Source organism: Pseudomonas sp. WS 5010, from assembly GCF_012985565.1.
In the GTDB taxonomy this organism is placed as follows: domain Bacteria; phylum Pseudomonadota; class Gammaproteobacteria; order Pseudomonadales; family Pseudomonadaceae; genus Aquipseudomonas.
The window spans coordinates 1-24,691 of the sequence record NZ_JAAQWQ010000016.1; the positions used below are offsets into that span (position 1 = coordinate 1).

Annotated in this window: 24 protein-coding genes; 17 read left to right on the forward strand and 7 right to left on the reverse strand. The window is 62.9% G+C overall.

What is annotated here, in order from left to right:
* Positions 1-380 (forward strand): ribonucleotide-diphosphate reductase subunit beta (locus HBO11_RS27775; RefSeq protein WP_170058888.1); only part of this gene is annotated, 380 nt, incomplete at its 5' end.
* A gap of 39 nt (positions 381-419) precedes the next feature.
* Here the strand turns inward: HBO11_RS27775 and HBO11_RS27780 are convergent.
* Positions 420-719, reverse strand: a complete 300-nt coding sequence (locus HBO11_RS27780; protein WP_169957065.1) for a putative quinol monooxygenase — start codon at positions 717-719, stop codon at positions 420-422.
* 83 nt (positions 720-802) lie between these two features.
* Complete coding sequence (locus tag HBO11_RS27785) at positions 803-1,813, reverse strand: zinc-binding alcohol dehydrogenase family protein (RefSeq protein WP_169957064.1); 1,011 nt, start codon at positions 1,811-1,813, stop codon at positions 803-805.
* A gap of 112 nt (positions 1,814-1,925) precedes the next feature.
* Here HBO11_RS27785 and HBO11_RS27790 point away from each other — a divergent pair, with 112 nt between their 5' ends.
* Together HBO11_RS27790 and HBO11_RS27795 are read left to right on the forward strand one after the other, a co-directional pair.
* Positions 1,926-2,816, forward strand: a complete 891-nt coding sequence (locus HBO11_RS27790) for a LysR substrate-binding domain-containing protein (protein WP_169957063.1) — start codon at positions 1,926-1,928, stop codon at positions 2,814-2,816.
* Positions 2,817-2,852: 36 nt separating this feature from the next.
* On the forward strand, positions 2,853-3,341 hold the full coding sequence (locus HBO11_RS27795) for a DUF1289 domain-containing protein (protein ID WP_169957062.1): 489 nt from the start codon (positions 2,853-2,855) through the stop codon (positions 3,339-3,341).
* Positions 3,342-3,485: 144 nt separating this feature from the next.
* Here the strand turns inward: HBO11_RS27795 and mdeB are convergent, their stop codons facing one another.
* Positions 3,486-6,164 carry an alpha-ketoglutarate dehydrogenase gene (gene mdeB / locus HBO11_RS27800; RefSeq protein WP_169957061.1) on the reverse strand — a complete coding sequence of 893 codons (2,679 nt, stop codon included), beginning with the start codon at positions 6,162-6,164 and terminating at the stop codon, positions 3,486-3,488.
* 192 nt (positions 6,165-6,356) lie between these two features.
* Here mdeB and HBO11_RS27805 point away from each other — a divergent pair, with 192 nt between their 5' ends.
* Together HBO11_RS27805 and pcsA are read left to right on the forward strand one after the other, a co-directional pair.
* The gene (locus HBO11_RS27805; RefSeq protein ID WP_169957059.1) at positions 6,357-7,295 is read left to right on the forward strand and encodes a class I SAM-dependent methyltransferase; all 939 of its coding nucleotides are present in this window, start codon (positions 6,357-6,359) and stop codon (positions 7,293-7,295) included.
* 150 nt (positions 7,296-7,445) lie between these two features.
* A complete protein-coding gene (gene pcsA / locus HBO11_RS27810) occupies positions 7,446-8,168 on the forward strand; it encodes a phosphatidylcholine synthase (RefSeq protein ID WP_169957058.1) in 723 nt (240 codons plus the stop codon).
* A gap of 134 nt (positions 8,169-8,302) precedes the next feature.
* Here pcsA and HBO11_RS27815 read toward each other — a convergent pair whose 3' ends face one another.
* Positions 8,303-9,088: a sulfite exporter TauE/SafE family protein gene (locus HBO11_RS27815; RefSeq protein ID WP_169957057.1), complete on the reverse strand. Its 786-nt coding sequence runs from the start codon at positions 9,086-9,088 to the stop codon at positions 8,303-8,305.
* Between the two features lie 203 nt (positions 9,089-9,291).
* On the opposite strand from HBO11_RS27815, the gene HBO11_RS27820 reads away from it, so the two are divergent.
* From HBO11_RS27820 to HBO11_RS27845, 6 genes are all read left to right on the forward strand, one after another.
* Positions 9,292-9,813 (forward strand): DUF3455 domain-containing protein, encoded by a 522-nt coding sequence (locus HBO11_RS27820; RefSeq protein ID WP_169957056.1) that lies wholly within the window; start codon positions 9,292-9,294, stop codon positions 9,811-9,813.
* Between the two features lie 91 nt (positions 9,814-9,904).
* Positions 9,905-10,444, forward strand: coding sequence for a sigma-70 family RNA polymerase sigma factor (locus tag HBO11_RS27825; RefSeq protein ID WP_169957055.1), 540 nt, complete (start codon positions 9,905-9,907; stop codon positions 10,442-10,444).
* Positions 10,441-11,133: an anti-sigma factor gene (locus HBO11_RS27830; protein ID WP_169957054.1), complete on the forward strand. Its 693-nt coding sequence runs from the start codon at positions 10,441-10,443 to the stop codon at positions 11,131-11,133. Before HBO11_RS27825 ends, HBO11_RS27830 begins: the two co-directional genes overlap by 4 nt.
* A gap of 84 nt (positions 11,134-11,217) precedes the next feature.
* Entirely contained in the window at positions 11,218-11,775 is a 558-nt protein-coding gene (locus tag HBO11_RS27835; protein ID WP_169957053.1) for a UPF0149 family protein, read from the forward strand.
* Between the two features lie 102 nt (positions 11,776-11,877).
* On the forward strand, positions 11,878-13,134 hold the full coding sequence (gene aroA, locus HBO11_RS27840) for a 3-phosphoshikimate 1-carboxyvinyltransferase (protein WP_169957052.1): 1,257 nt from the start codon (positions 11,878-11,880) through the stop codon (positions 13,132-13,134).
* A 32-nt stretch (positions 13,135-13,166) separates the two neighbouring features.
* A complete protein-coding gene (locus HBO11_RS27845; protein ID WP_169957051.1) occupies positions 13,167-13,565 on the forward strand; it encodes a hypothetical protein in 399 nt (132 codons plus the stop codon).
* 180 nt (positions 13,566-13,745) lie between these two features.
* Here the strand turns inward: HBO11_RS27845 and HBO11_RS27850 are convergent, their stop codons facing one another.
* Positions 13,746-14,429, reverse strand: coding sequence for a GNAT family N-acetyltransferase (locus tag HBO11_RS27850; protein ID WP_169957050.1), 684 nt, complete (start codon positions 14,427-14,429; stop codon positions 13,746-13,748).
* Between the two features lie 28 nt (positions 14,430-14,457).
* The gene (locus tag HBO11_RS27855) at positions 14,458-15,363 is read right to left on the reverse strand and encodes a LysR family transcriptional regulator (protein WP_169957049.1); all 906 of its coding nucleotides are present in this window, start codon (positions 15,361-15,363) and stop codon (positions 14,458-14,460) included.
* A gap of 119 nt (positions 15,364-15,482) precedes the next feature.
* Between HBO11_RS27855 and HBO11_RS27860 the strand changes: the two genes are divergently transcribed.
* From HBO11_RS27860 to HBO11_RS27885, 6 genes are all read left to right on the forward strand, one after another.
* A complete protein-coding gene (locus HBO11_RS27860) occupies positions 15,483-16,703 on the forward strand; it encodes an MFS transporter (RefSeq protein ID WP_169957048.1) in 1,221 nt (406 codons plus the stop codon).
* Positions 16,704-16,757: 54 nt separating this feature from the next.
* Positions 16,758-17,468, forward strand: coding sequence for a FadR/GntR family transcriptional regulator (locus HBO11_RS27865; protein WP_029295107.1), 711 nt, complete (start codon positions 16,758-16,760; stop codon positions 17,466-17,468).
* 109 nt (positions 17,469-17,577) lie between these two features.
* Positions 17,578-18,771, forward strand: coding sequence for an L-2-hydroxyglutarate oxidase (gene lhgO, locus HBO11_RS27870; protein ID WP_169957047.1), 1,194 nt, complete (start codon positions 17,578-17,580; stop codon positions 18,769-18,771).
* Between the two features lie 172 nt (positions 18,772-18,943).
* Complete coding sequence (locus HBO11_RS27875) at positions 18,944-20,272, forward strand: MFS transporter (protein ID WP_090290982.1); 1,329 nt, start codon at positions 18,944-18,946, stop codon at positions 20,270-20,272.
* 80 nt (positions 20,273-20,352) lie between these two features.
* Positions 20,353-21,204, forward strand: coding sequence for a CAP domain-containing protein (locus HBO11_RS27880; RefSeq protein WP_169957046.1), 852 nt, complete (start codon positions 20,353-20,355; stop codon positions 21,202-21,204).
* A gap of 85 nt (positions 21,205-21,289) precedes the next feature.
* Positions 21,290-23,476, forward strand: a complete 2,187-nt coding sequence (locus HBO11_RS27885; RefSeq protein WP_170058020.1) for a response regulator — start codon at positions 21,290-21,292, stop codon at positions 23,474-23,476.
* A 2-nt stretch (positions 23,477-23,478) separates the two neighbouring features.
* On the opposite strand, the gene HBO11_RS27890 is transcribed toward HBO11_RS27885, so the two are convergent.
* The gene (locus HBO11_RS27890) at positions 23,479-24,606 is read right to left on the reverse strand and encodes a GGDEF domain-containing protein (protein ID WP_169957045.1); all 1,128 of its coding nucleotides are present in this window, start codon (positions 24,604-24,606) and stop codon (positions 23,479-23,481) included.
* Positions 24,607-24,691 lie beyond the last annotated feature (85 nt).

Sequence of the window (24,691 nt, forward strand, 5' to 3'; positions counted from 1 at the left end):
TCCTGCGCGATGAGTCGATGCACCTGAACTTCGGCATCGACGTGATCAACCAGATCAAAATCGAAAACCCACACCTGTGGGATGCCGAGATGAAGGAAGAAGCGACCCAGATGATCCTGCAAGGGACTCAGTTGGAGATCGAATACGCGCGCGACACCATGCCGCGCGGCGTGTTGGGCATGAACGCGGCAATGATGGAGGACTACCTCAAGTTCATCGCCAACCGTCGTCTGTCGCAGATCGGCTTGAAGGAAGAATACCCAGGCACCACCAACCCGTTCCCGTGGATGAGCGAGATCATGGACTTGAAGAAAGAGAAGAACTTCTTTGAGACCCGGGTGATCGAGTATCAGACCGGTGGGGCGTTGAGCTGGGATTGATCGCAGGCCATCGCCGGCTCGCCGGCGATGGCGCACGCATCAGTTGGAGACTTGCTCAAGAAAGATCAGCTTCAGAGGTTCCAGCAGCAAGTCATCCGCCGTGGCGGCAAAGCGCTGGAAGTACGGCATCGCAAAATGCGCATCGAGGGCCGCCTGGTTCTTGAACGCTTCACGCATATAGAACGTGCCCGGCTCATCACGCAGTTCGAACAGCACGTAATCCAGGTTGCCTGGCTCGGTGCGGGTCGGCTCGACCAAGGCCAGCAGGCCGGCCTTGAGCGCTTGTTCCTGGCCCGGCTTGGCCTTGAGTACGGCGATGGATATCAGGGGTTTGCTCATGCTGGCGACTCCATTGGTAGGTTGGCTGGCGCATGCGGCGAGCATTACGCACAGCGATAAGCCCAGGGCTTTGATCAGGGTGTTCATTGGAAATCCTCAAGCACAATCTTACCCCGCGCCTGGCCGCTTTCCACCAGGGCATGGGCGCTGCGCATGTTGGCCGCGTTGATCGCACCAAAATGCGCACCGAGAGTGGTGTGCAACACGCCTTGGTCGATCAACTGCGCCACCCGGTTGAGCAGGTGGTGCTGCTGGATCATATCCGCCGTTTCAAACAGCGAGCGGGTGAACATCAGCTCCCAGTGCAAGGAAAGGGATTTGAGCTTGAGCGGCATGACGTCCAGGCTGTCCGGGTCATCGATCAACCCCAGCCGCCCTTGGGGGCGCAGCACTTCGACCAATTGCGCCAGGTACTCCTCGGTATGGGTGAGGCTGGCGACATGGCTGACCCCATCGACCCCCAATGCCTGGAGCTGGGCCAGCATCGGCCGGCTATGGTCGATCACATGATGGGCGCCCATGCGCTGGACCCACTCGATGGTCTCCGGGCGCGAGGCGGTGCCGATCACGGTCATTTTGGTGAGTTGGCGGGCCAGTTGCACCAGGATCGACCCCACGCCACCACCGGCCCCGACCACCAACAGCACATCACCCTCGCCTGCGCCTTCAGTCACACCAAGGCGGTCGAACAGCAACTCCCAGGCAGTGATCGAAGTCAGCGGCAAGGCAGCGGCGTGGGCCGCGTCCAGCGTGCGTGGCCGGTGGCCAACGATGCGCTCATCGACCACCTGGAATTCGCTGTAGCTGCCTGCGCGGATCAAGGAACCTGCGTAGTACACCGCATCGCCTGGCTTGAACAAGCTCACGTCGCTACCGACCTGGCGCACGATACCCGCTGCATCCCAGCCGAGGATTTTCGATTCCTGGGCGTAGGTACCAGCGCGCACCTTGGTATCGATCGGGTTGACCGCCACAGCCTGCACTTCCACCAGCAGGTCCCGAGGGCCTGGCTGGGGGGCGTTGATGTTCACGTCGATCAGCGAACGTGGGTCGTCGATGGGCAGGCCATGTTCGGTAAAGGTGATTGCTTTCATGGGAACTCACAAGTGATGAGGGACGATGGCCCTCGATGGCGTGCATTTTTACCGTTCCCAGGACGAAGAAAAATCGACAAAATGCAGCAACACTTTCATTTCTGGAGTGAAAATGATCCGCATCGATGATCTCGGGCTGTTCCTGCGCAGCGCCGCCCTGGGCAGTTTCACCGCCGCTGCGGTGGAGGCCAACCTGTTGCCGGGCCAGGTCGCGGCAGCGATCAAGCGCCTGGAGCGGGAACTGGAAGTACGGCTGTTTACCCGCACCACCCGCAGCCTGCGCCTGAGTGCCGAAGGCGAACAGTACCTGCCCACCGCCCGCAGCGTGTTGGAGCAGTTGGAGCTGGGCCGCGAACGCTTGCGCGGCGATGACGCGCCGCTGCGGGGCACGTTGCAGATCGCCGCGCCGTCGGACCTGGGGCGCAACATCCTGCTGCCGATGCTCACCGAGTTCCGCCGCCTGCATCCAGAACTGACCTTGCGCTTTTTGGTGTCGGACCAGGTCACCAACCTGTTTCGCGACCCCGTGGACGTGGCCCTGCGTTATGGCTGGAACGAGGACGCCAACTACATCGCTCTGCCCTTGGCGCCCTGGAACCGCCGGGTGCTGGTGGCCTCGCCGGACTACGTGGCGCGCCACGGCGCCCCCGCGTCCACCGACGAACTGACGCACCACCCGTGCCTGCTGTACCTGCAAAACAGTCGTCTGCATGACCGCTGGGAGTTGGGCGGGCAGACCGTGCAGGTCGCGGGCCCCTTGTTCAGCGACGACGCCGATGTGGTGCGGCGCTGGGCCGTGGCCGGTGAAGGCATCGCCTACAAGACCTGGCTGGATGTGTACGCCGATGTCCAGGCGCAGCGCTTGGTGGTGCTGCTGCCAGAGATTCCCGGGGATGTGTACCCCTTGAGTTTCGCCTGCCCCCATCGCGGGCAGATGTCGCGGGCGGTCACCCAGTTGTATCAATGGTTGAACCAACAGTTCAGCGCCATGGAGCGCCCGTGAACCCTTTTGTAGTGGATTAGGAAAGACGCGGTTTTTATGTCCAATCAAACCATCAAGACGCCGTGCGTCGGCCTGTGTTCCACCGTGTATGGCGACCTGGTGTGCCGTGGCTGCAAGCGCTATCACCATGAAGTCATTCAGTGGAATGGCTACAGCGCCGAGGAAAAACAAGCGGTCTGGCTGCGCCTCGAACAGTTGCTGGTGCAGGTCATGGCCAGCAAGCTGGAGGTGTTTGATCCTGCGCGCCTGCGCCAACAGTTGGAGGAGCGCAAGATCCGCTTTATGCCGCACCAGTCGCCGTATTGCTGGGCCTATCAGTTGATTGCCCGGGGCGCACGGCTGATTTCCCGGCTGGATGCGTACGGGTTGGTGTTGCTGCCCGAGTTTCGTGAGCGGCACCTGGCGGATTTGCGTGATGCGATTGATCGGGAGTTTTTCCTGCTATCGGAGGCGCATTACCAGCGCTATATCGCGCCGGATTTTTTGCGTGAGGCGTTTGGGCCCCAGTTGATAGCCACTCTCTAAAGCACACCACAAACCCTGTGTGCGGGCTTGTGTGGGAGCGGGCTTGCCCGCGATGGCGGTGGGTCAGTCACCTATGCATCAACTGACACTACGCCATCGCGGGCAAGCCCGCTCCTACAATGAGTCCTCATATACCTTGAGGTGTCAGTGGGTCCAGGACGCCGCACGCTCGGTGTGCAGGCCGTAACGTTCAATCGCCTGCTGGCACACCTGCGCCTCCAGGCTGCCCTGCTCCACCAGGGCGGCCAGCGCGGCGAGCACGATGTGGTGGCGGTCCACCTCGAAGAAGTCGCGCAACGCCGCACGGGTGTCGCTGCGCCCGAAGCCATCGGTGCCCAGCACGGTGTAGCTGGAACCCAGGTAGGAACCGATCATCTGTGGCACGGCGCGCACGTAGTCCGACACTGCAACCACTGGCGCACCCTCGGGCAGGCAGGTCGCCAGGTGGCTGCGCTGCGGTTCTTGCAGCGGATGCAGGCGGTTCCAGCGCTCCACCTCGCGCGCATCGCGGGCCAGTTCGCTGAAGCTGGTCACGCTGAACACCTCGCTGGCGATCTGCCAATCGTCTGCCAGTAACTGCACGGCGGCCTGGGCCTCGCGCACCAGGGTGCCGGAGCCGAGCAGGCGCACCTTGGCCCCGGCGCTGCCATCGAGGCGGTACATGCCCTTGATGATCGCCGCCTCGACGCCCTCGGGCAGGCTCGGCTGCGGGTAGTTTTCGTTCATCAGGGTCACGTAGTAGAACTCGTCCACATCGTGCTCAAGCATCTGGCGCATGCCATGGTCGAGAATCACCGCAAATTCGCCGGCGAATGCCGGGTCGTAGGCGCGGCAGTTGGGCACGGTCGCCGCCATCAGATGGCTGCTGCCGTCCTGATGCTGCAAGCCCTCGCCGCCCAAGGTGGTCCGCCCTGCCGTGGCACCGAGCAAAAAGCCCCGGGCGCGCTGGTCGGCGGCGGCCCAGATCAGATCGCCCACGCGCTGGAAGCCGAACATCGAGTAGTAGATGTAGAACGGCAGCATGCGCAAGCCATGCACCGAGTAACTGGTAGCCGCCGCGACCCAGGAACTGATAGCACTGGCTTCGCTGATGCCTTCCTCAAGGATCTGCCCGTCGGTGGCTTCGCGATAGCTGAGGATCGAGCCGATGTCCTCGGGCTCGTAGCGCTGGCCGACGCTGGAGTAGATGCCGATCTGCTTGAACAGGTTGGCCATGCCGAAGGTGCGTGCCTCGTCGGCGACAATCGGCACGATCCGCGGGCCCAGGGCCTTGTCCTTGAGCAAATTGCTGAGCATGCGCACAAAGGCCATGGTGGTGGACATTTCCTTGCCTTCGGCCTGGGTCGCGAAGCCGCCGTAGCCACTCACCGGCGGCACAGGCACCGGCTCGGCGTGCTGGCTGCGGCTGGGCACATAACCGCCGAGGGCGGCGCGACGCTGGTGCAGGTAGCGCATCTCTGCGCTGTCGGCGGCGGGTTTGTAGAAGCTCAGGGATTCGGTCTGCTCGTCGCTCAAGGGCAACTGGAAGCGGTTGCGAAAGGCGATCAGCGCATCGCGGTCGAGTTTTTTCTGTTGGTGGGTGGTCATCTTGCCCTGCCCGGCTTCGCCCATGCCAAAGCCCTTCTTGGTCTGGGCCAGGATCACCGTGGGGCGCCCCTTGACCCGCCGCGCGGCGTGATAGGCCGCATGGATTTTCAGCATGTCGTGGCCGCCGCGCTTGAGACGGTCGATCTGCTCGTCGCTCAAGCCGGCCACCAGTTTGGCCAGGGACTCACTCTGGCCGAAGAAGTGCTCGCGGTTATAGGCACCGTCCTTGGCGGCAAAGGTCTGGAACTGCCCGTCCACGGTCTGGGACAAGGTGCGCACCAACGCACCATCCTCATCCTTGGCCAGCAAGGCGTCCCAATCCGAACCCCACACCAGCTTGATCACGTTCCAGCCAGCACCGGCAAACAGCGCCTCCAGTTCGTCAATGATCCGCCCATTGCCACGCACCGGGCCATCGAGGCGCTGCAGGTTGCAGTTGACCACCCAGGTCAGGTTGTCCAGGCCTTCGCGGGCCGCCAGAGTCAGGGCCGACATGCTTTCCGGCTCATCCATCTCGCCGTCGCCGAACACGCCCCAGACGTGGCGGTCGGTGGTGTCCTGCAAGCCACGATGGTGCAGGTAACGCATAAAGCGCGCCTGGAAAATCGAACTGATCGGGCCAATGCCCATGGAACCGGTGGGGAACTGCCAGAAGTCCGGCATCAACCACGGGTGCGGATAGCTGGACAGTCCACGGGCACCGGCCTTGACGGCGCCCAGCTCCTGGCGATAGTGGGCCAGGTCCTGCTCGCTCAAGCGCCCTTCAAGAAACGCCCGCGCGTAAATACCAGGCGCGGAATGCGGCTGGTAGAACACCAGGTCGCCGCCGACGTTGTCGTGGCGCGCACGGAAAAAATGGTTGAAGCCCACCTCGAACAGGTCCGCCGCGCTGGCATAGCTGGCGATATGGCCACCCAATTCGCCATAGGCCTGGTTGGCGCGGACCACCATGGCCAGGGCGTTCCAGCGCACCAGCGAGGCCAGGCGCTCTTCGGTGGCCAGGTCGCCGGGAAAGTGCGGCTGCTGGGCAACGCTGATGCTGTTGATGTAGGGCGTGCCATGGCGCGGCTTCCAGCCGATGGCCGGGGTGTTGCCGGCGTCGGCCAGCATATCGAGGATCTCCCGCGCACGTTCGGGGCCGGCGTGGCGTACCAGGGAGTCCAGGGCATCGCGCCACTCGGTGAGCTCTTGCTGGTCAATGGCTGTTTGATTGACTGTCTTTACGAAACCGTTCATGGGCACCTCCGAGCTGTTTTTTCCAGTTTATGTCTGCCCAAAAGGATTTTTTGACTGTTCTGGCCAAGTGGCGCGGCGATTTGCAGCACAAAACGCTTAAACACAGCTGATTAAAAGCACGTTGTGCTCCAACCACCTGAAACACCGCAATTGTGTTTAAAATGCCGCCCGTTTAATGATCGACGCTGCCCGATGACCCCAGACGCCCTCGCCCTGCTCCATTCCCATTTGCTCGAAGCCCTGCGCGACGTGCCCACAGAAACCCGGCGCCTGTTCCACGGCCGGGGCCGCTGCTGGCCGGGCCTGGAACAATTGACCGTGGATTGGCTGCAAGGCGTGGTGCTGGTCTCGTTGTTCAAGGAGCCAGAGCCTGCGCAGTTGCAAGCCTTGCAACACCAGTTGCGTGAGCTGTGCGAAAGCGGCGAATGGCAACAGGCCGGCGCCCACACCCTGGCCCTGCAACATCGCTACCTGCCGCAAAGCACCACCGAATGGTTGTGGGGGCAGATGGTCGACGAATTGACCATCACCGAAGGCGGCCTGCGTTATCGCATCGACCTGGGCAAAAAGCAGAACAGCGGGCTGTTTCTGGATATGCGCTACGGGCGCAACTGGGTGCGCGAGCACGCCCATGGCCTGCGGGTATTGAACCTGTTTGCCTACACCTGCGGGTTTTCCGTGGCCGCCATCGAGGGCGGCGCCGAGCATGTGGTCAACCTGGATATGGCCCGTGGCGCCCTGAGCCGGGGTCGCGACAACCACCGGCTCAATGGCCATGACCTGGGCAAGGTGAGTTTCCTGGGGCACGACTTGTTCAAGTCCTGGGCCAAGGTCACCGGCAACGGCCCCTACGACCTGGTGATCATCGATCCGCCGTCCTTCCAGAAAGGCAGCTTCCTGCTGACCAAGGATTACCAGCGCGTACTACGCCGCCTGCCGGACCTGCTGACGCCCCAAGGCACGGTACTGGCCTGCATGAATGACCCGGCGCTGGGCGAAGATTTCCTCATCGAGGGCGTCACCCGCGAAGCACCGGGGCTGCGCTTTGAGCAGCGCCTGGCAAACCCGCCGGAATTTCCTGATATCGATCCGCAAAGTGGCTTGAAGGCCCTGGTGTTCCGTCAGGGCTGATGCCGAATCCGTCAACGCTTGCTACCCTAGACCTAACGCCGTGGTGGTGAACCTTATCCCCACCTTCCCGGTCGATACTTGCATCCCTTGGCCAGATTCGACGCTAACTCGCCGTCGGCTGCCCTGTTTCACCTTTTGGAGAACGCCCCTGTGATATCGACCCTGCATGTAGCCAGACTCAAAGCCTGGGGCGCCCATGGTTTTACCGCCACCGGCGTGGTGCTGGCCTTCCTCGCGACGCTGGCGCTGCTGGAGAACCAGCCCAAGGCCTGCCTGCTGTGGCTGGGCCTGGCGTTGATCGTGGATGGCGTGGACGGGTCGCTGGCGCGGCGGGTCAATGTGCAGACCGTGTTGCCAAGCTTCGATGGCTCGGTGCTCGACCTGGTGATCGATTACCTGACGTATGTGTTTATCCCGGCGCTGTTCATCTACCGCTATATCGACCTGCCGGACTTCACCCACCTGTTCACCGTCTCGGTGATCCTGGTGTCATCGCTGTTCTGCTTCTGCAACGTCAATATGAAGAGCAAGGACAACTACTTCCAAGGCTTCCCGGCGGCCTGGAACGTGGTGGCGCTGTGTGTCTACATCATCGATCCGGACGCCTGGATCACCCTGGCCACGGTGATCGGCCTGGCGCTGCTGACAGTCACTCCGATGAAGTTCCTGCACCCGTTCCGGGTCAAGCGCTTTATGCCGATCAATATTGCGGTGACCACGGTGTGGCTGCTGTGCAGCCTGTTGCTGGTGATCGACCGGCCGTACACCAACACGTTGACCATGGGCCTGTGGTTGTTGATGTCGGCGTACTTCCTGGGGATTTGTATCTGGCGCACGGCGGTGGAGTGGTTGGATAAATCGCGTAAGGCATGATGTGCGGCGCCATCGCCGGCAAGCCGGCTCCTACAAAAGCACAATCCCTTGTAGGAGCTGGCTTGCCAGCGATAATCCTCAATATAACGCTCGGTACCTGACACCCTGCGATCGATAACAGAGTGTGGGCAGGGTCAGAACGCCAGCTTGAAACCAATCAACCCCAGCATCACCGCCAGGCACGGGCGCAGCAGTTCGTCCGGCACCCGGCCTGACATGTGGCTGCCAACGTAGATCCCCGGCAGCGAACCCATCAGCAAGAACCCCAACAAATGCCAGTCCATGTTGCCCATGCTCGCGTGCCCTAGGCCTGCGACCAGGGTCAGCGGGACTGCGTGGGCGATTTCGGTGCCCACCAGGCGTTTGGTGGCCAGGAACGGGTACAGGATAAACAGCGCCACGGTGCCCAGGGCGCCGGCACCGATGGACGTCAGGGCGACCATGGTGCCGAGGATCGCACCGGTGAATACCGTCAGCCCGTTGAGATTGCGCGGGCTCATATGGTAGTGGTCGCCTGCATGGTGCTGGGCAAAGGCCAAGAGTTTTTTCTTGAACAGAATCGCCAGGGCCGTCAGCAACAGCACCACACCCAGGGCTTGCTTGATCACCTCGTTCATCGCGCTCGGATCGGTGTGCAGGCTCTTGAGGAACCACAACGTCAGCAACACCGCCGGCACGCTGCCCAGGGTCAGCCAGCCGGTGATGGTCCAGTCGATATTCTTGTTCTTGCCATGCACCAGCACCCCGCCGGACTTGGTGATGGCTGCATACAGCAGGTCGGTGCCCACGGCCGTGGCCGGGTTGATGCCAAACCACAACAGGATCGGAGTCATCAGCGACCCACCCCCGACGCCGGTCATACCGACGATAAAACCAACGATCAGGCCTGCAACTACAAAACCAAAATTACCCACATCCATTACAACTACCTGCGGCCTTATAAAATTCTGGCGGCAGCATAGCGATTTTTCTTATAACGACTTATATCAATACGATCTGACTTTATTCCTTTTTCAGCTCACAGATTTATTTGTCGCGCCGTGCATCCAGTCAGCCGCGCCATGAGTAGTACAGGAAGTAGCCCTTGCGCTGCTTTGCTGTTCACCCTTATGGAGAGACACCAATGAACACTAAACCCCTGCTCTGCCTGACCTGCCTGCTTATCGCCGCCCCAACAGCCTTTGCCCAGGCCACCCTGCCCGACAGCATCAAAGTGCCGGATGGCCACAAGGTGACCATGCAAACCACGGGTGTCGGCGAAATCACCTACGAATGCCGCGACAAGGCCAACGCTGCCGGCCAGACCGAATGGGTGTTCGTCGGCCCCAAGGCAGTACTCAATGATCGTAGCGGCAAACAGGTGGGCACCTACTTCGGCCCGCCCGCCACCTGGCAGGCCCAGGACGGTTCGAAAGTCACCGGCACGCAACTGGCCGTAGCGCCGTCCAGCGCGGGCAACCTGCCCTATCAACTGGTCAAGGCCAACCCCGCCGAAGGCAAGGGTGCAATGAGCGGTGTCAGCTATATCCAGCGCGTGGCACTCAAAGGTGGCGTGGCGCCGAGCGCCGAATGCAGCACCGCCAACAAGGGCAAGCAGGAAGTGGTGAAGTACCAGGCGGACTACATCTTCTGGGCGGCCAAATAATGCGCCTGGCAAAAAAACTCGTCTAAGCTGCTGCGCTAGCACCCCGGCCATTCGCGGCCGGGGATTGACCCTGAAAAGGCGGCCCCAGTCCTTGCCCGAACCTCTCTTTGACTATGAAGCCTGCCTGTTGGCCTGCGCCCGCGGCGAACAGCACGCCTTGCGTCAGTTGTACGAACAGGATTGCGCCCGGCTGCTCGGCGTGGCCAAGCGCATTGCGCGGGATACGGCGCTGGCGGAGGACATCGTGCATGAGGCGTTTATCAACATCTGGAACGGCGCCGGCGGCTTCGACCCGCGCCGGGGTTCGGCCCGTGGCTGGGTGTATAGCGTGACCCGGCATATGGCGCTCAACGTCATGCGTAAAACGGGCCGTGAAGTCGCGCTCAGCGACGAGCATGAACACACACTGGTGGCTGAATCCAGCGCCGCGCATTTCGAATACCGTGCCCGTAGCGCCAAGGTTTACCAGTGCCTGGAACACCTGGAGCCGTCGCGCCGCAGTTGTATCTTGCATGCGTATGTCGACGGCCTGTCCCACAGTGAAATCGCACAGAAACTGGGCACCCCGCTGGGGACTGTCAAAGCCTGGATCAAACGCAGCCTCGCGGCCTTGCGTGAGTGCATGGCATGACTCCCGACGAATTGGACGAACTGGCCAGCGAATACGTGCTGGGCACCCTGGCAGCCGAGCAACGCCTGCACGTGCAGCAACGGCTGGAGCACGATGGGCCCTTGCGGGCGGCGGTGGATGCCTGGGAACAGCGCCTGCTGCCGCTGACCGAACTGGCCGCGCCGGTGGCGCCGTCGCCCTACCTGTGGCGGCGCATTGAGCGCAGCCTGGGCCATCGCGCGGTGGGCGATACGCCGTCGGTGCCGTGGTGGAACCTGCTGGCGCTGTGGCGTGGCCTGGCCGGTGCTGGCTTGTTGGCCAGCCTGGTCCTGGCCGCGCTGCTGCTGGCCCGCCCCGCTGCCGTCAACCCTACCGCCTACGTGGTGGTGCTGATGGCCCCGCAAAGCCAGGCGCCCGGCTGGGTGGTCCAGGCCAGCGACAGTCAGCAAATCCAACTGATCCCCCTGGGCGTGATGGAAATACCGGCAGACAAGGCACTGGAATTCTGGACCAAGGGTGAGGACTGGCAAGCCCCGGTTTCCCTGGGGCTGGTCAAGCCGGGGCAGAGCCTGTCGATCCCATTGGACAAACTGCCACCGCTGGCGCCGAACCAGTTGTTCGAGATGACCCTGGAAGGCCCCAATGGCTCGCCGACCGGTAAGCCGACCGGGCCGATCCAGGCGATTGGCCGCGCGGTGAAGGTGATCTAGCACTGGATTAAAACGCCGACTCGCGCCACCCTCCGCGTTTTACGCCGCCTTAACTGCGGCGCTTGACGCTCAAAGGATATGTTCATGCACGACCAAGCCCTCGCCCCTGCCGATTTCGAGTTCATCGAAGACATTCTGCTCAAGTACGGCGACGACAACTCGGTGTTGAACCTGGCCGAGCTCGATGGTTACTTCACCGCCCTGGTGTCCGGCCCGGCACCGGTGGAGGTTGCCATCTGGTTCCCGGCCATCTGGGGAGGCCAGATCCCGGCATGGGAAAGCAAGGAAGAGCTGGGGCAGTTCATCGACCTGTGCACCCGCCATCTCAATAGCATTGCCCTGCAGTTGGCCACCGATGCCGAGGGTTTCCAGGCGCGTTTTGAACAAACCGAAGACCAGGGCCTGCCGTTGACCCTCGCGGAAGAATGGTGCTTTGGCTATATCCGTGGCGCCGCGATCAGCGAATGGCCGCCCCTGCCGAGCGAACAGGCGGCACAGTTCGAAGCCATCTCCTGGTGCGCCGAGCAGGACAACTTCGAATTGCCGGCCGACCTGGATGTCCCGGCCCACCAACAACACGTCGCGCGCATCGAACCGGCCGCCAGGGCCTTGCATGCCTATTGGTTGAGCCAGCGCGGTTAAACCTGCGCCACGATTTGACCCTGCCGTGCCGGATGGTCGATTATTCGTCTCCGCCAGCCGGCCACTCCCAGCCACCGCGCCTTGAATCAGGAGCCTTGTACCTTGAGTTCGCAGAAAACCGTGACCGTGACACCGCCCAACTTTCCATTGCACGGCAAGGTAGCGCCTCCCGGCTCCAAATCCATTACCAACCGCGCCCTGTTGCTGGCGGCCCTGGCCAAGGGCACCAGCCGCCTGAGCGGCGCGCTGAAAAGCGACGATACCCGGCATATGTCCGTGGCCTTGCGCCAGATGGGCGTGACCATTGATGAGCCGGATGACGTGACCTTTGTCGTCACCGGCCACGGCAAGCTACAACTGCCGGCGCAACCGTTGTTCCTGGGCAACGCCGGCACCGCGATGCGCTTTCTCACAGCCGCCGTGGCGACCGTGGACGGCAGCGTGGTACTGGATGGCGACGCGTACATGCAAAAGCGCCCTATCGGCCCGCTGCTGGCGACCCTGAACCAGAACGGCATCCAGGTACAAAGCCCCACCGGCTGCCCGCCCGTGACCGTGCATGGTCGCGGCAAGGTGCAGGCCAAGCGCTTCGAGATCGACGGCGGCCTGTCCAGCCAGTACGTGTCGGCGCTGTTGATGCTCGCGGCCTGCGGCGAGGCCCCGATCGAGGTGGCCCTGACCGGCAAGGACATCGGCGCCCGTGGTTATGTCGACCTGACCCTCGATTGCATGCGCGCGTTTGGCGCCCAGGTGGAAGTGGTCAACGACAGCACCTGGCGCGTGGCCCCGACCGGCTACACCGCCAATGATTACCTGATCGAACCCGACGCTTCTGCTGCCACCTATCTGTGGGCCGCCGAAGTGCTGACCGGCGGCAGCATCGACCTGGGCGTCGCCGCACAGGATTTCACCCAGCCCGACGCCAAGGCCCAGGCCGTGATCGCCCAGTTCCCGCAGATGCCGGCCACGGTGGTCGGCTCGCAGATGCAGGACGCCATCCCGACCCTGGCGGTGCTGGCGGCGTTCAACAATACGCCGGTGCGCTTCACCGAACTGGCCAACCTGCGGGTCAAGGAGTGCGACCGCGTCCAGGCGCTGCATGACGGCCTCAACGAAATTCGCCCGGGCCTGGCGACCATCATCGGTGACGACTTGCTGGTCGCCAGCGATCCGGCGTTGGCCGGCACTGCGTGCACCGCGCTGATCGACACCCACGCCGACCACCGCATCGCCATGTGCTTTGCGCTGGCGGGGCTGAAAGTCTCGGGCATCAAGATTCAGGACCCGGACTGCGTGGGCAAGACCTATCCTGAGTACTGGAACGCCCTGGGCAGCCTGGGCGTGCAACTGACCTACTGAGCCGTCAGCACCAGCGTGGGGAGGGAGTGATCATGACAATTCGCCAGCCCTGCCCACCTGCTGTATGTGACTGCGAGCGCGAGCAACTGCTCGAGGCGCCCGGCACCGACCAGCGCATCCTGCAACTGACCCGCCAGGAAGAAAAAAAGCTGCTCGAACGCCTGGAAAACCTGCAAAGCCTGGCCGACCTGGAACGCATGCAACAGCTGATGCACCAGCAACTGGGCATCCGCGTGCACATCGCCCCGGGGCATACCGAAGTCAAAAGCATGCGCGGGATCCAGATCGTCATCGACGAACTGCCGGGCCTGTGTCGCAAGACCCGGCAGTCGATTCCGGCAGCAATCCGCAAAGGGATGGAGAAGCGGCCGGAGATTGCCTATCGGCTGCTGGATGCCCACGACCTTTTCCGCGACACCCCAACCCTGTAATGCCATTCAGTTAAGCGAACGCAATGCTCAAAGCAGCGCAGATCAAATGTGGGAGCGGGCTTGCCCGCGATAGCGGAGTGTCAGTCGACAGATATACCGACTGACATGACGCCATCGCGGGGAAGCCCGCTCCCACAGGGGATCTGCGCTTAACTGAACGACATTACGGCTTGCCGTCTCCTACAGGGCGCAGCGGGTTTGTACGAACAGTTGGGCCTTGCGGGTCATCTGGTCAAAATGCCGGTCACGCTGTTTCTCGGCATCGATCATCGCGCGCTTGCCGTGTTTGTGTAGCAGGTAGGTGTGGATTTGCCGCACCTCCAGCGAACTGTAGATCGACGCCACATCCAACACGCCCATCAGGCCATCGGTGCTGTAGTCGCGGGTGTTCATCAACACCTGGGTGCCACGCACGCCGCGCACCTGGAAACCCATGGCTTCGAACGCCGGGACTTTTTCCACCGCGCAGGTCAATTCGCCATGGGGGTAGCGGCCGAGCATCTCGTCCATCATCGCCCGCGCCACGCCCTGGCGGCGGTGGCTGGCATGCACGGCCATATAGGCCACGCCGCAGGCCTCGGGATCGTCCTTGACCGGCAGGTACAGCAAGAAGCCGATGACCTTGGCCGGGTCCTGCTCATCCATCGCGACGATCAGCTCGACCGCAATGCCCTTGGCCCCGCCCACCGCTTCCAGGTACAGGTGCACTTCGTAGCCGATTGCATACTGGTAGACGTTGTACAGCAGGTTGCTCGGCGGGATGGCGACCATGCTGATATCAGTCAGGTAGTCGACCACCATCTGCAGGATCTGGCTGTTGACGGGCTCTGGGCATGGGCTGGCGTAGTGAGTAAGGGTGAACATCGAATTCCTGTTTCCTGGTCTTTCGCAATCAAGGCAGCGGGGATTGTACCTGTTCTGCGCCACACACCTCGCGCAAACAGCCGCGCAACCAACGATGCGCGAGGTCGGCATCCAGGCGTGGGTGCCAGAGCATCGCCACGCTGAACTCAGGGACTTGCACCGGCAGGGCAAAACTGCACAGGCCATCGCGCAGGCCGCGGGTATAGCGCTCGGGAACGCTGGCGATCAGGTCGGTCCTTTGCGCCAGGGCCACGGCCGTGGAGAACCCGGTGACGATGGTCGCCACGTCCCGCGTGAGGTGCAAGGCCTCAAGGGCATCGTCAATCTGCCCACGCTCGCGCCCGCGCCGCGACACATAGATATGCCGGCCGGCGGCGTAGCGCGCGGTGGTGATGGGGCCCTGGCTCAGTGGGTGGCCGGCGCGTACCACGCCGATAAAACGGTCGCGAAACAGCAACTGGGTCAGCACTTCCGGGTTGGCCGTGCTATCGACCACACCGGTTTCCAGGTCCACCCCACTGTCGCGCAGCGCTGCACCGGGCTTGTGCACAAAGTGCAGGCGCACCCCGGGTGCCTGTTCGGCGACACGGGCGATCAGCGCCGGGCCGAAACTTTCGACAAAACCTTCGCTGGTGCGCAGCACAAAGGTGCGCACCAGGCCCTTGAGGTCCAGGACCTGCAGCGGCCGCAACAGCGCTTGGGCATCCTGCACCAGTTGGCTGACCTGCTCGCGCAGTTGCAGGGCGCGTGGCGTCGGCACCAGGCCACGGCCGGCGCGCACCAGCAAGGGGTCGCCGGTGGTTTGGCGCAGCCGCGCCAACGCGCGGCTCATGGCCGAGGGGCTCAGGCCCAGGCGCTGGGCGGCACGGGCGACGCTGCCTTCGGTGAGCAGTACGTCCAGGGTAATCAGCAGGTTGAAGTCAGGCAGCGACACGGCGGCAATCCTCATCAGGCGTTTGACGCATGTATAGAGTGCAACCGATGCGTCTTCCGCCATGTTAGGCGACGCCGTAGATTGCGGGCAACGGCCACGGTGCAGCACGAGGACATCCCATGACATCCCCTACCCCACGCGGCGCACTCGCCGGTTTGTCGCTGTGCATGTTGTTGGCCTCGCTGGGCACCAGCATTGCCAATGTCGGCCTGCCCCAGATGGCCGAGGCCTTTGCTGCAACCTTTGCCGCGGTGCAGTGGGTGGTGCTGAGCTACTTGCTGGCGACCACTGCCGTGCTGGTAGGCGTGGGCCGTCTGGGCGACCGCTTCGGCCATCGCCGCCTGCTGCTGGCGGGCCTGTTGGTGTTCGCCGTGGCCTGTGCCCTGTGCAGTACCGCGCCGTCCCTGGGCATGTTGGTCGCGGCGCGGGCACTGCAAGGGTTTGGCGCGGCGATCATGCTGGCAATGACCATGGCGCTGGTCGCGGCCACCGTCCCCAAAGAGCAGACCGGGCGCGTCATGGGGTTGCTGGGGACCCTGTCGGCGGTAGGCACCGGCCTGGGGCCGGCCATTGGTGGCGCGCTGATTGCCGCGTCTGGCTGGCGCGCGCTGTTTCTAGTGATGCTGCCGTTGGCCGCCCTCGCTTGTGTGCTGGTAAGAGGCACACCGGCCGATAGCGATCTACAAGCCTCGGGCGCTGGCCGCTTCAGTCTATTCGCGACACTCCATGACCGCGCCCTGGGCGCCGGGCTTGGCATGAGTACGCTGGTGGCGGCGGTGATGATGACCACCCTGGTCGCCGGGCCGTTTTACCTGAGCCATGGCCTCGGACTCGACCCCGCGCAAATGGGCCTGGCCATGGCCGTCGGCCCCTGTAGCGCGGCGCTGGCGGGTGTACCGGCCGGGCGCCTGACCGACCGCTGCGGCAGCTACGCCACCACGCTGGGTGGTCTGCTGTGCATGCTGGCCGGCTGCCTGGTGCTGGCGTTGATGCCCCTGGACGCCGCCGGTTACATCGGCGCGCTGGTGATCCTCACCCTGGGCTACGCGCAATTCCAGGCGGCCAACAACACGGCGGTGATGAGCAATGTGTCGGCGGGTCGACGCGGGGTGATTGCAGGCTGGCTGAACCTGTCGCGCAATCTGGGCCTGATAATCGGCGCGTGGGCACTGGGTGCAGTGTTTGCCTGGGGCACGGGCGATATCCATTCTGCCCTGCCACCAGAGGTTGGCCAGGGCTTGCACATGGCCTTCGGGGTGGCCTCGGGGCTGGTCGCGCTGGCGCTGCTGTTGGCCTTCACGCGCCGGGTAAAAACGCTGCAAGCCAGCACAGCGCCTTGACAAGGGAAAATCGTAACGGCTATTGTCTGACAACCTGATTACCTAGGTTTTGCCATGCTTGAGCTCCAGCGTCCAGATTCCCTCGTCGTGCGTGTTGTCAGCGCCATACGGGCCGAGATTGACTCCGGACAACTGGCGCCCGAGTCGCGCCTGCCTACCGAGCAGCAGTTGGCGGAACAGCTGAATGTCAGCCGTTCGGTGGTGCGCGAAGCGATTGCCCAGCTCAAGGCCGATGGTGTACTGACCGCCCGGCGTGGCCTGGGCTCGTTTATTTCGCAGACCCCGGCCGGCACGGTGTTCCGCTTTCCGGAAAAGAACGGCCGGCGCCCTGACCTCGCGCAAATGTTCGAGGTGCGCCTGTGGATCGAAACCCAGGCGGCCTCCATTGCTGCCCAACGCCGCGACGCGGGCGACCTGCAACGCATGAAACGCGCCTTGCAGGAAATGCACGACAAGCGCGCCGACTTTGAAGCTGCAGCGCTGGCCGACGTGGAGTTTCACCGGGCCATCGCCGACGCCAGCAAAAACGAATACTTCGTCGCCTTCCACGACTTTTTGCGCAGCCAGTTGGCCAGCGCGCGCAAGACCGCCTGGGAAAACTCCGCCTCGCGCTTTGCCAGCGGCTCGGCCGATGCCACCCAGGAACACCAGGCGCTGTACCAGGCCATCGTCGACGCCGATCCCCAAGGCGCCGCCGCGGCCGCCGAAGCGCATTTGCGCGCGGCCGCCAAGCGCCTGCAACTGGAGCTGCCCGCTACCCACTGATCGACCCAAGACCGATAAAGCGTGCCTGCGGGCGCGCCGTTTTTTTAACAAAAACATTAGTCTGACAACCTGATAAGCAGACTGAAATGTACTGATTTAGGTAGCCCACATGATTTATGACTTTTGCATCATCGGCGGCGGCATTGTCGGCCTGGCCACCGCGATGGAGCTGCTCAAGCGCCAGCCCAACGCGTCCCTGGTGATCCTGGAAAAGGAAGCGTTGCTGGCCAAGCACCAGACCGGCCACAACAGCGGCGTGATCCATGCCGGCATCTATTACGCGCCGGGCAGCCTCAAGGCCGACCTGTGCAAGCGCGGCGCCGAGGCCACCAAACAGTTCTGCCGCGAACATGGGATCAAGTTCGAGGTGTGCGGCAAGTTGCTGGTGGCCTCCACCGCCCTGGAAGTGCAGCGCATGGAAGCACTCTATGCGCGCTCGCAACTCAACGGGATGAAGGTCGAGCGCCTCGACGCCGAGCAGTTGCGTGCCCGCGAGCCGAACATTGTCGGCCTTGGCGGGTTGTTTTTGGATGCCACCGGGATTGTCGACTACCGCCAGGTCTGCGAAACCATGGCCGGGGTGATTCGCCGCAATGGCGGTGAGATCTGCCTGGAAAAAACCGTGACGGCGATTGCCGAAGACAGCGACAAAGTCACCGTCAGCACCCACGACGGTGCCTGGCAGGCGCGGCACCTGGTGGTGTGCGCCGGCCTGCAATCGGACCGCCTGGCAACCCTGGCCGGGATCGATATCGACCACCAGATCATCCCGTTCCGGGGCGAGTATTTCCGCTTGCCCGCGTCAAAGAACAACATCGTCAACCACTTGATCTACCCGATCCCCGATCCGGAACTGCCGTTTCTGGGGGTGCACCTGACCCGCATGATCGATGGCAGCGTCACCGTCGGCCCCAATGCCGTGCTGGGCCTGGGCCGGGAGAACTACAAGAAGTTCTCCGTCAACTGGAAGGATGTGGCCGAGTACGCGCGCTTCCCCGGGTTCTGGAAAACCATCTGGCAGAACCTCGGCTCGGGCAGCGTGGAAATGAAGAACTCGTTGTTCAAATCCGGCTACCTGGAGCAATGCCGCAAGTATTGTCCGTCCCTGGAACTCGACGACCTGCTGCCCTACGAAGCCGGGATCCGCGCCCAGGCGGTGATGCGCGACGGCAGCCTGGTGCACGATTTCCTGTTCGCCCAGACGCCGCGCATGTTGCATGTGTGTAACGCGCCCTCACCGGCAGCCACCTCGGCCATTCCGATTGGCGAAATGATCGCCGACCGCATGTTCAGCCCCAACTAAATACCCCCTGTAGGAGCTGTCTCGCCCCGCGAGGCTGCGATAGCGGCGGCACAGGCAACCAATATATCGCCTGAGCCACCGCCATCGCAGCCTCGCCAAGGCTCGACAGCTCCCACATTTGAGCGCGTTCGCAACACCCTAATAAATATAATGACTGAGAAGGAAGTACAGCATGACGGCAAAAGCCCACAACCCCGCCACGGTGGAAACCCCGGCACAAACCAAGAAACGCCTGCGTAAGGTCGCTGCCGCCACGATCTTCGGTTCGATGCTGGAGTGGTACGACTTCTACCTCTACGCAACCATGGCGGCGATTGTCTTTTCGAAGATCTTCTTTGATAACAGCGACCCGAAGACCGCGACCCTGATGGCGTTCTCCACCTTCGCCATCGGCTTCATCGCCCGCCCTTTCGGCGGCATTCTGTTCGGCTACCTGGGTGACAAGTTCGGTCGTAAACATGTGCTGGTGTTGACCTTCTGCATGATGGGCGTGTGCACCACGCTGATCGGCCTGATCCCCAGCTACGCCTCGATTGGTATCTGGGCGCCGATCATTCTGGTGTTTATCCGTATCATCCAGGGCCTGGGTGCCGGCGCCGAGTTGTCGGGCGCGGCAGTCACGTCCTACGAGCATGCGTCAGAAGGCAAGCGCGGCAGCCAGGGTGCCTGGCCGGCGCTGGGCTTGAACCTGGGCCTGCTGCTGTCATCGCTGACCGTGTACCTGCTGACCATCAATGGCAATGAGTTCCTGCTGGCCGGCGGCTGGCGCATCCCGTTTATCTGCAGCATCGCCCTGGTGGGCGTGGGCCTGTGGGTACGTAACAGTATCCCGGAAACCCCGGAGTTCAAGGAGCTGAGCAAGGAGCCGGCCAAGGCCAAGGTCTCGCCGCTCAAGGCACTGTTCAAGAACGACCTCAAGGGCCTCGCGGTGGTGTTCTTCGTGGCAATTGGCTACAACGCCCTCAGCTACATCTTCAAGACCTTCTCCCTGGCCTACCTCACCCAGTTCAAGGGTGTGGATGTGCACGTCACTTCGCTGTCGGTGACCATCGCCAGCCTGGTGGCGATTGTCGCCGTGCCGTGCTTCGGCTGGCTGTGTGACAAGTGGAGCAGCAAGTCGGTACTGGTGCTGGGCGGCGTGCTGTCGCTGCTGTTCGCCTACCCGTTCCTGGCGCTGCTGAACACCGGGGAAAGCCTGATGATCTACCTGGCCATCGGGATCGGCACCGGGATCCTCGCCCCCATGATGTTCGCGCCACAGGGTTCGTTCCTCAGCCGCCAGTTCCCGACCCAGACCCGCTCTTCAGGCTTCGGTACCGGGCGTGAAATCGGTACGGCCATCGCCGGTGGCCTGGCGCCGCTGGGTGCCTTGTCGATGGTGGCCGCCTCGACCACACACTCGACGGATGGCGTGGTGATCATCCTCGCCATCGCCTCGGTGCTGGTGGTGGTGTTTGCCCTGTGTGACCAGGGCCGCAAGCACTCGGCATTCAAGAACTAGGGGCAAAATGTTGTCCAAGGGGTGCATCTGCGCCCCTTGATCGCGCATCATGGGCACTTTCATGCTCAAGGGAAACGTCCATGCGCGTTCTGTCATTGATGATGGGTGTTACCACGCTGGCCGCCAGTCTGGCGTTTTGCGCCACGGCGTCGGCGAGCGAAGAGAGTCAATTGATCGACTCGATCAACCAGTACCGCAGCCAATTGCAGCGCTGCGCCGACCAGGGTTCCCAAGAGTTGCCGCCGCTGGCGGTCGACCCGCGCCTGGTACTGCCGGTCAATAATGTCGGCGATTTGCAGCAGGACCTGGCCCAGGCGGCCTACCCGATGGTGAATGTGCAAGCGATCAGCCTGTCCGGCCCGCGCGACGCGCAATCGGCGATGAAAGCGGTGCGCGAGAGTTTCTGCCGGGTAGTGCTGGACCCACAATTCGTCGATATCGGCGTCAGCAACAATGGCCAGGACTGGCGCATTGTCCTCGCCCGCCCGCTGTTGAGCCGGGGCCTGGCCAGTTCCCAGGAGGCCGGCCCGCAGCTGCTGGAGATGGTCAACGCCGCCCGCAAGCAACCGCGCCAATGTGGCGAGAAGGCCTTCGCAGCCACCACCCCGCTGGCCTGGAACGCGCAACTGGCGAGCGCCGCCGACAGTCATGCACGCAACATGGCCAACCATAACTTCTTCGACCACCTGGACCGTGACGGCCGAACCCCGGGCGACCGCGCGGAACTGGCCGGTTATGCCGCCCAGCAGATCGGCGAAAATATTGCCGCTGGCCTTGATACGCCGCGCAAAGTGGTCGATGGCTGGCTCGCCAGCCCCGGGCATTGCGCCAACCTGATGAACCCGCAATTTCGCGAATTGGGCGCGGCCTATGGGCTGGATCCAAAAAGCGACGCAGGAATTTACTGGACCGCGCTGCTAGGCGTGCAGTAGCGCTGAACTGCCGGGCATTGCCCGGGTCTGTTGTTTGATATTGCGGTGCCATATCGCAGCGTGGGACGAACTAGGTGTTGAGTAGATGACAGACTGGCTACAAGGCTGCGGTGAAATGGCCGAACGGGTTCGCCGCCATGACTGGGCCAGCACCCCTCTGGGGCCAATGGACCAATGGCCGGATGTGCTCAAGACCACCGTGTCACTGAGCCTTGCTTCGCATTTTCCCCAGGCGGTGGTCTGGGGGCCGGGTTTGGTTACCCTGTACAACGACGCGTTCCTGCCGATCCTCGGTAACAAGCCCGACGCACTGGGCCAGCCCTTCAGTACCATCTGGCAGGAAGCCTGGAGCCAGATCAGCCCGATCGCCGACGCCGCATTTGCCGGGCACGCTACGTTTATCGAAGATTTCCCGCTGATCATCGAGCGCGGTGACGCACCGGAACAGGCCTATTTCACCTTTTGCTACAGCCCGATCCGCGATGCCGGCGGCACGGTCGTGGGCATTCTCGATACCGTCACCGAAACCACCAACTCCGTGTTCATGGCCCGCCGCCTCGCCGTGCTGGATGCAATCAGCAATGGGGTGGCCAATGCCACCGATCCGGCGGCGATCATGGCCGCCACCACACGGATCCTGGCGACCCACCTGAACCTGTCCAACTGCGCTTATGCAGACATGGAGGCCGATGAAGACGGCTTTACCATCCGCGACAACTGGGCCGCAGAAGGCTCGCCGAGCATCGTCGGAAATTACCGCCTGGCCGACTTCGGCCAATTGGCGGTCGAGCGCCTGCAGGCCGGCGAGCCGTTGATCATCAACGACAACCTGACGGAACTGACGCCCGAGGAAGCCGCGACCTTCCAGGCCATTGGCGTGACGGCGACCATTTGCATGCCCTTGATCAAGTCCGGGCGCTTGACCGCGCTGATGGCCATTCACGACCGCATCCCGCGCCGCTGGTCTTCCTACGACCTGGCGCTGCTGGGTGAAGTCACCGAACGCTCCTGGGCCCATATCGAACGGGTGCGGGCCGATGCCATCGTTCGCGAGGGCTTGTCGGCGCTGGCCGATTTGAATGCGACCCTGGAGCAGCGGGTGGTGGAACGCACCACTCTGCTTAACCAGACTGAGGCGGCGTTGCGTCAGTCGCAAAAGCTGGAAGCCATTGGCCAGTTGACCGGTGGTGTGGCCCACGACTTCAACAACCTGCTGACGATCATTCGCTCCTCGGTCGACTTCCTGCGCATGCCCAACCTGCCCGAAGAACGCCGCCAGCGTTATATGAGTGCCGTGACCGATACCGTAGAGCGTGCCAGCAAGCTGACCAGCCAATTGCTCGCCTTTGCCCGGCGCCAACCGCTGAACCCGCAAGTGTTCAATGTCGGCGTGCGCGTAAAGAACATCGGCGACATGTTGGAGACGGTCACCGGCGCGCGGATCCATGTCAGCGTCGAACTGCCTGAACTGGCCTGTTATGTCTGCGCGGACTCCAGCCAGTTTGAAACCGCCCTGATCAACATCGCCCTCAACGCCCGGGACGCGATGGACGGCCAGGGCACGCTGGTGCTGCGCCTGGAAAGAGACCAGCCGCTGCCGTGCATACGCGGGCATGGCGGCTCGAGCAAAGCCTTTGTCGCGATCTCCCTGGCGGACACCGGCAGCGGGATTGCCGGGGCGACCTTTGAACGCATCTTCGAGCCGTTCTTCACCACCAAGGAGGTTGGCAAAGGTACCGGGCTTGGGTTGTCGCAGGTATTCGGGTTCGCCAAGCAATCGGGAGGCAACGTCGATGTCGCCAGTGTGCTCGGCAAGGGCACCGTGTTTACCTTGTACCTGCCGCAGGTGGAGCCCGAAGCGATCCACGACTGCACCCTCCAGCCCCCCCTGGAACTGGACCCGGACGCCGTGCGCCGGCGCATCCTGATCGTGGAAGACAACCTGGAAGTGGGCCGCTTCGCCAACCAGATCCTGCAGGACCTGGGCTACCAGACGGTGTGGGCCACCCATGCCGAAGAAGCCCTGGAGATGATCGGCCCGGATGCCCGGGCGTTCGACGGGGTGTTTTCCGACGTGGTGATGCCGGGCATGGGCGGCGTGGCACTGGCCAGGGAATTGCGCCGGCGCCGGCCCGAGCTGCCGGTGATCCTCACCTCCGGTTACAGCGAAGAGCTGGCCAAGTCCGGCTATGACGGCTTTGAGTTCCTGGCCAAGCCCTACTCCGCCGACCAGATTTCACGAGTGCTGGCCAGGGCGATGGGCAAGGATTGAGGCTAGGACGCGACCGCCACCTGGTTGCGCCCCATGGCCTTGGCGCGGTACAGGGCCTTGTCGGCGCTGTTCAGTAAATGCTGCAAGTCGTCACCCACGGCATGGGTCGAGGCCACGCCCAGGCTCGCGGTCAGGTCCAGCCCAGGGTCGGTAGTCAGGCCCGCAATGGCCAGGATCAGTTGCTCGCCGATCTCCCGGGCCACTTCCAGGGTGGTGTCTGGCAACAACACCGCAAACTCCTCGCCCCCCAGGCGCCCGTACACGTCAGCCTGGCGGAACGACGCCCTGATCACCTGGCCAATCTGCCGTAACACCCGGTCTCCAGCCTGGTGGCCGTAGGTATCGTTGATCGTCTTGAAGTGATCCATATCCAGCATCAGCGCGCTCAGTGGCTGGTGCGTACGCTTGCATTGGTCATACAGCACCTGGGCCTGCTCGAAAAACGCCCGGCGGTTCATCAGCCCGGTGAGTTCGTCGGTCTGGGCGGCGCGCGTTGAAATACTGTGGGCCCGCTCTATTTCGCGGGTCAGGCGAAACGCCGTCTCCAGTGCCTGCGACAACTTGCGCGAGGCGCCCACGACAAATGACGAGAACACTAGCACCGCGACCGCCATGCCCGTCTGCATCTTGGACGGTTGAAGCAGCAGCCACAGGGTACAGGGCAACAACACCAGGGCCATGGACACTATGGTCATGTACCGATAGGCCGAGTAGCACGAGACCGCGCTGACCGACATGCCCACGGCAAAGAGCATGACCAGCGCCTGGGTCAACCGGTCATCGGCGGGCATCACCGCAAAGGCGCCCAGCCCCCAGATTCCAGCCGACAGCACCAGGGTGAGCCAATAATGCCGCTCCCAACGTTGCGGCGTGCGCTCATTTTTGGGGCTGCGAAAATACTGGAGGAACATCGACAAACGCAGCAGCGACGAGCCGGCCAGCAATGCCAGCCAGCCGATCATCAGGCGCGGTTCAAGCCGGTCCCAGCACAGCCAGCACAGCATGCCAGCGGCCAGATAGCTGCCAAAAACCGCAGAAAAGGATTGGCGAAACAGCTGATGCAAGCGGTCGGTACGCACCTGCTCTTCGATAAACAAATCCTGGTCCTGCTCACGCCCAAGGCCATTCATTTGATTCGCCTGATCCCTAGTGCTGCGACAAAATGGCATTGTGGCACCCTGCCAGCACGCAGAACAGCAAAATCACCTGCCTGTG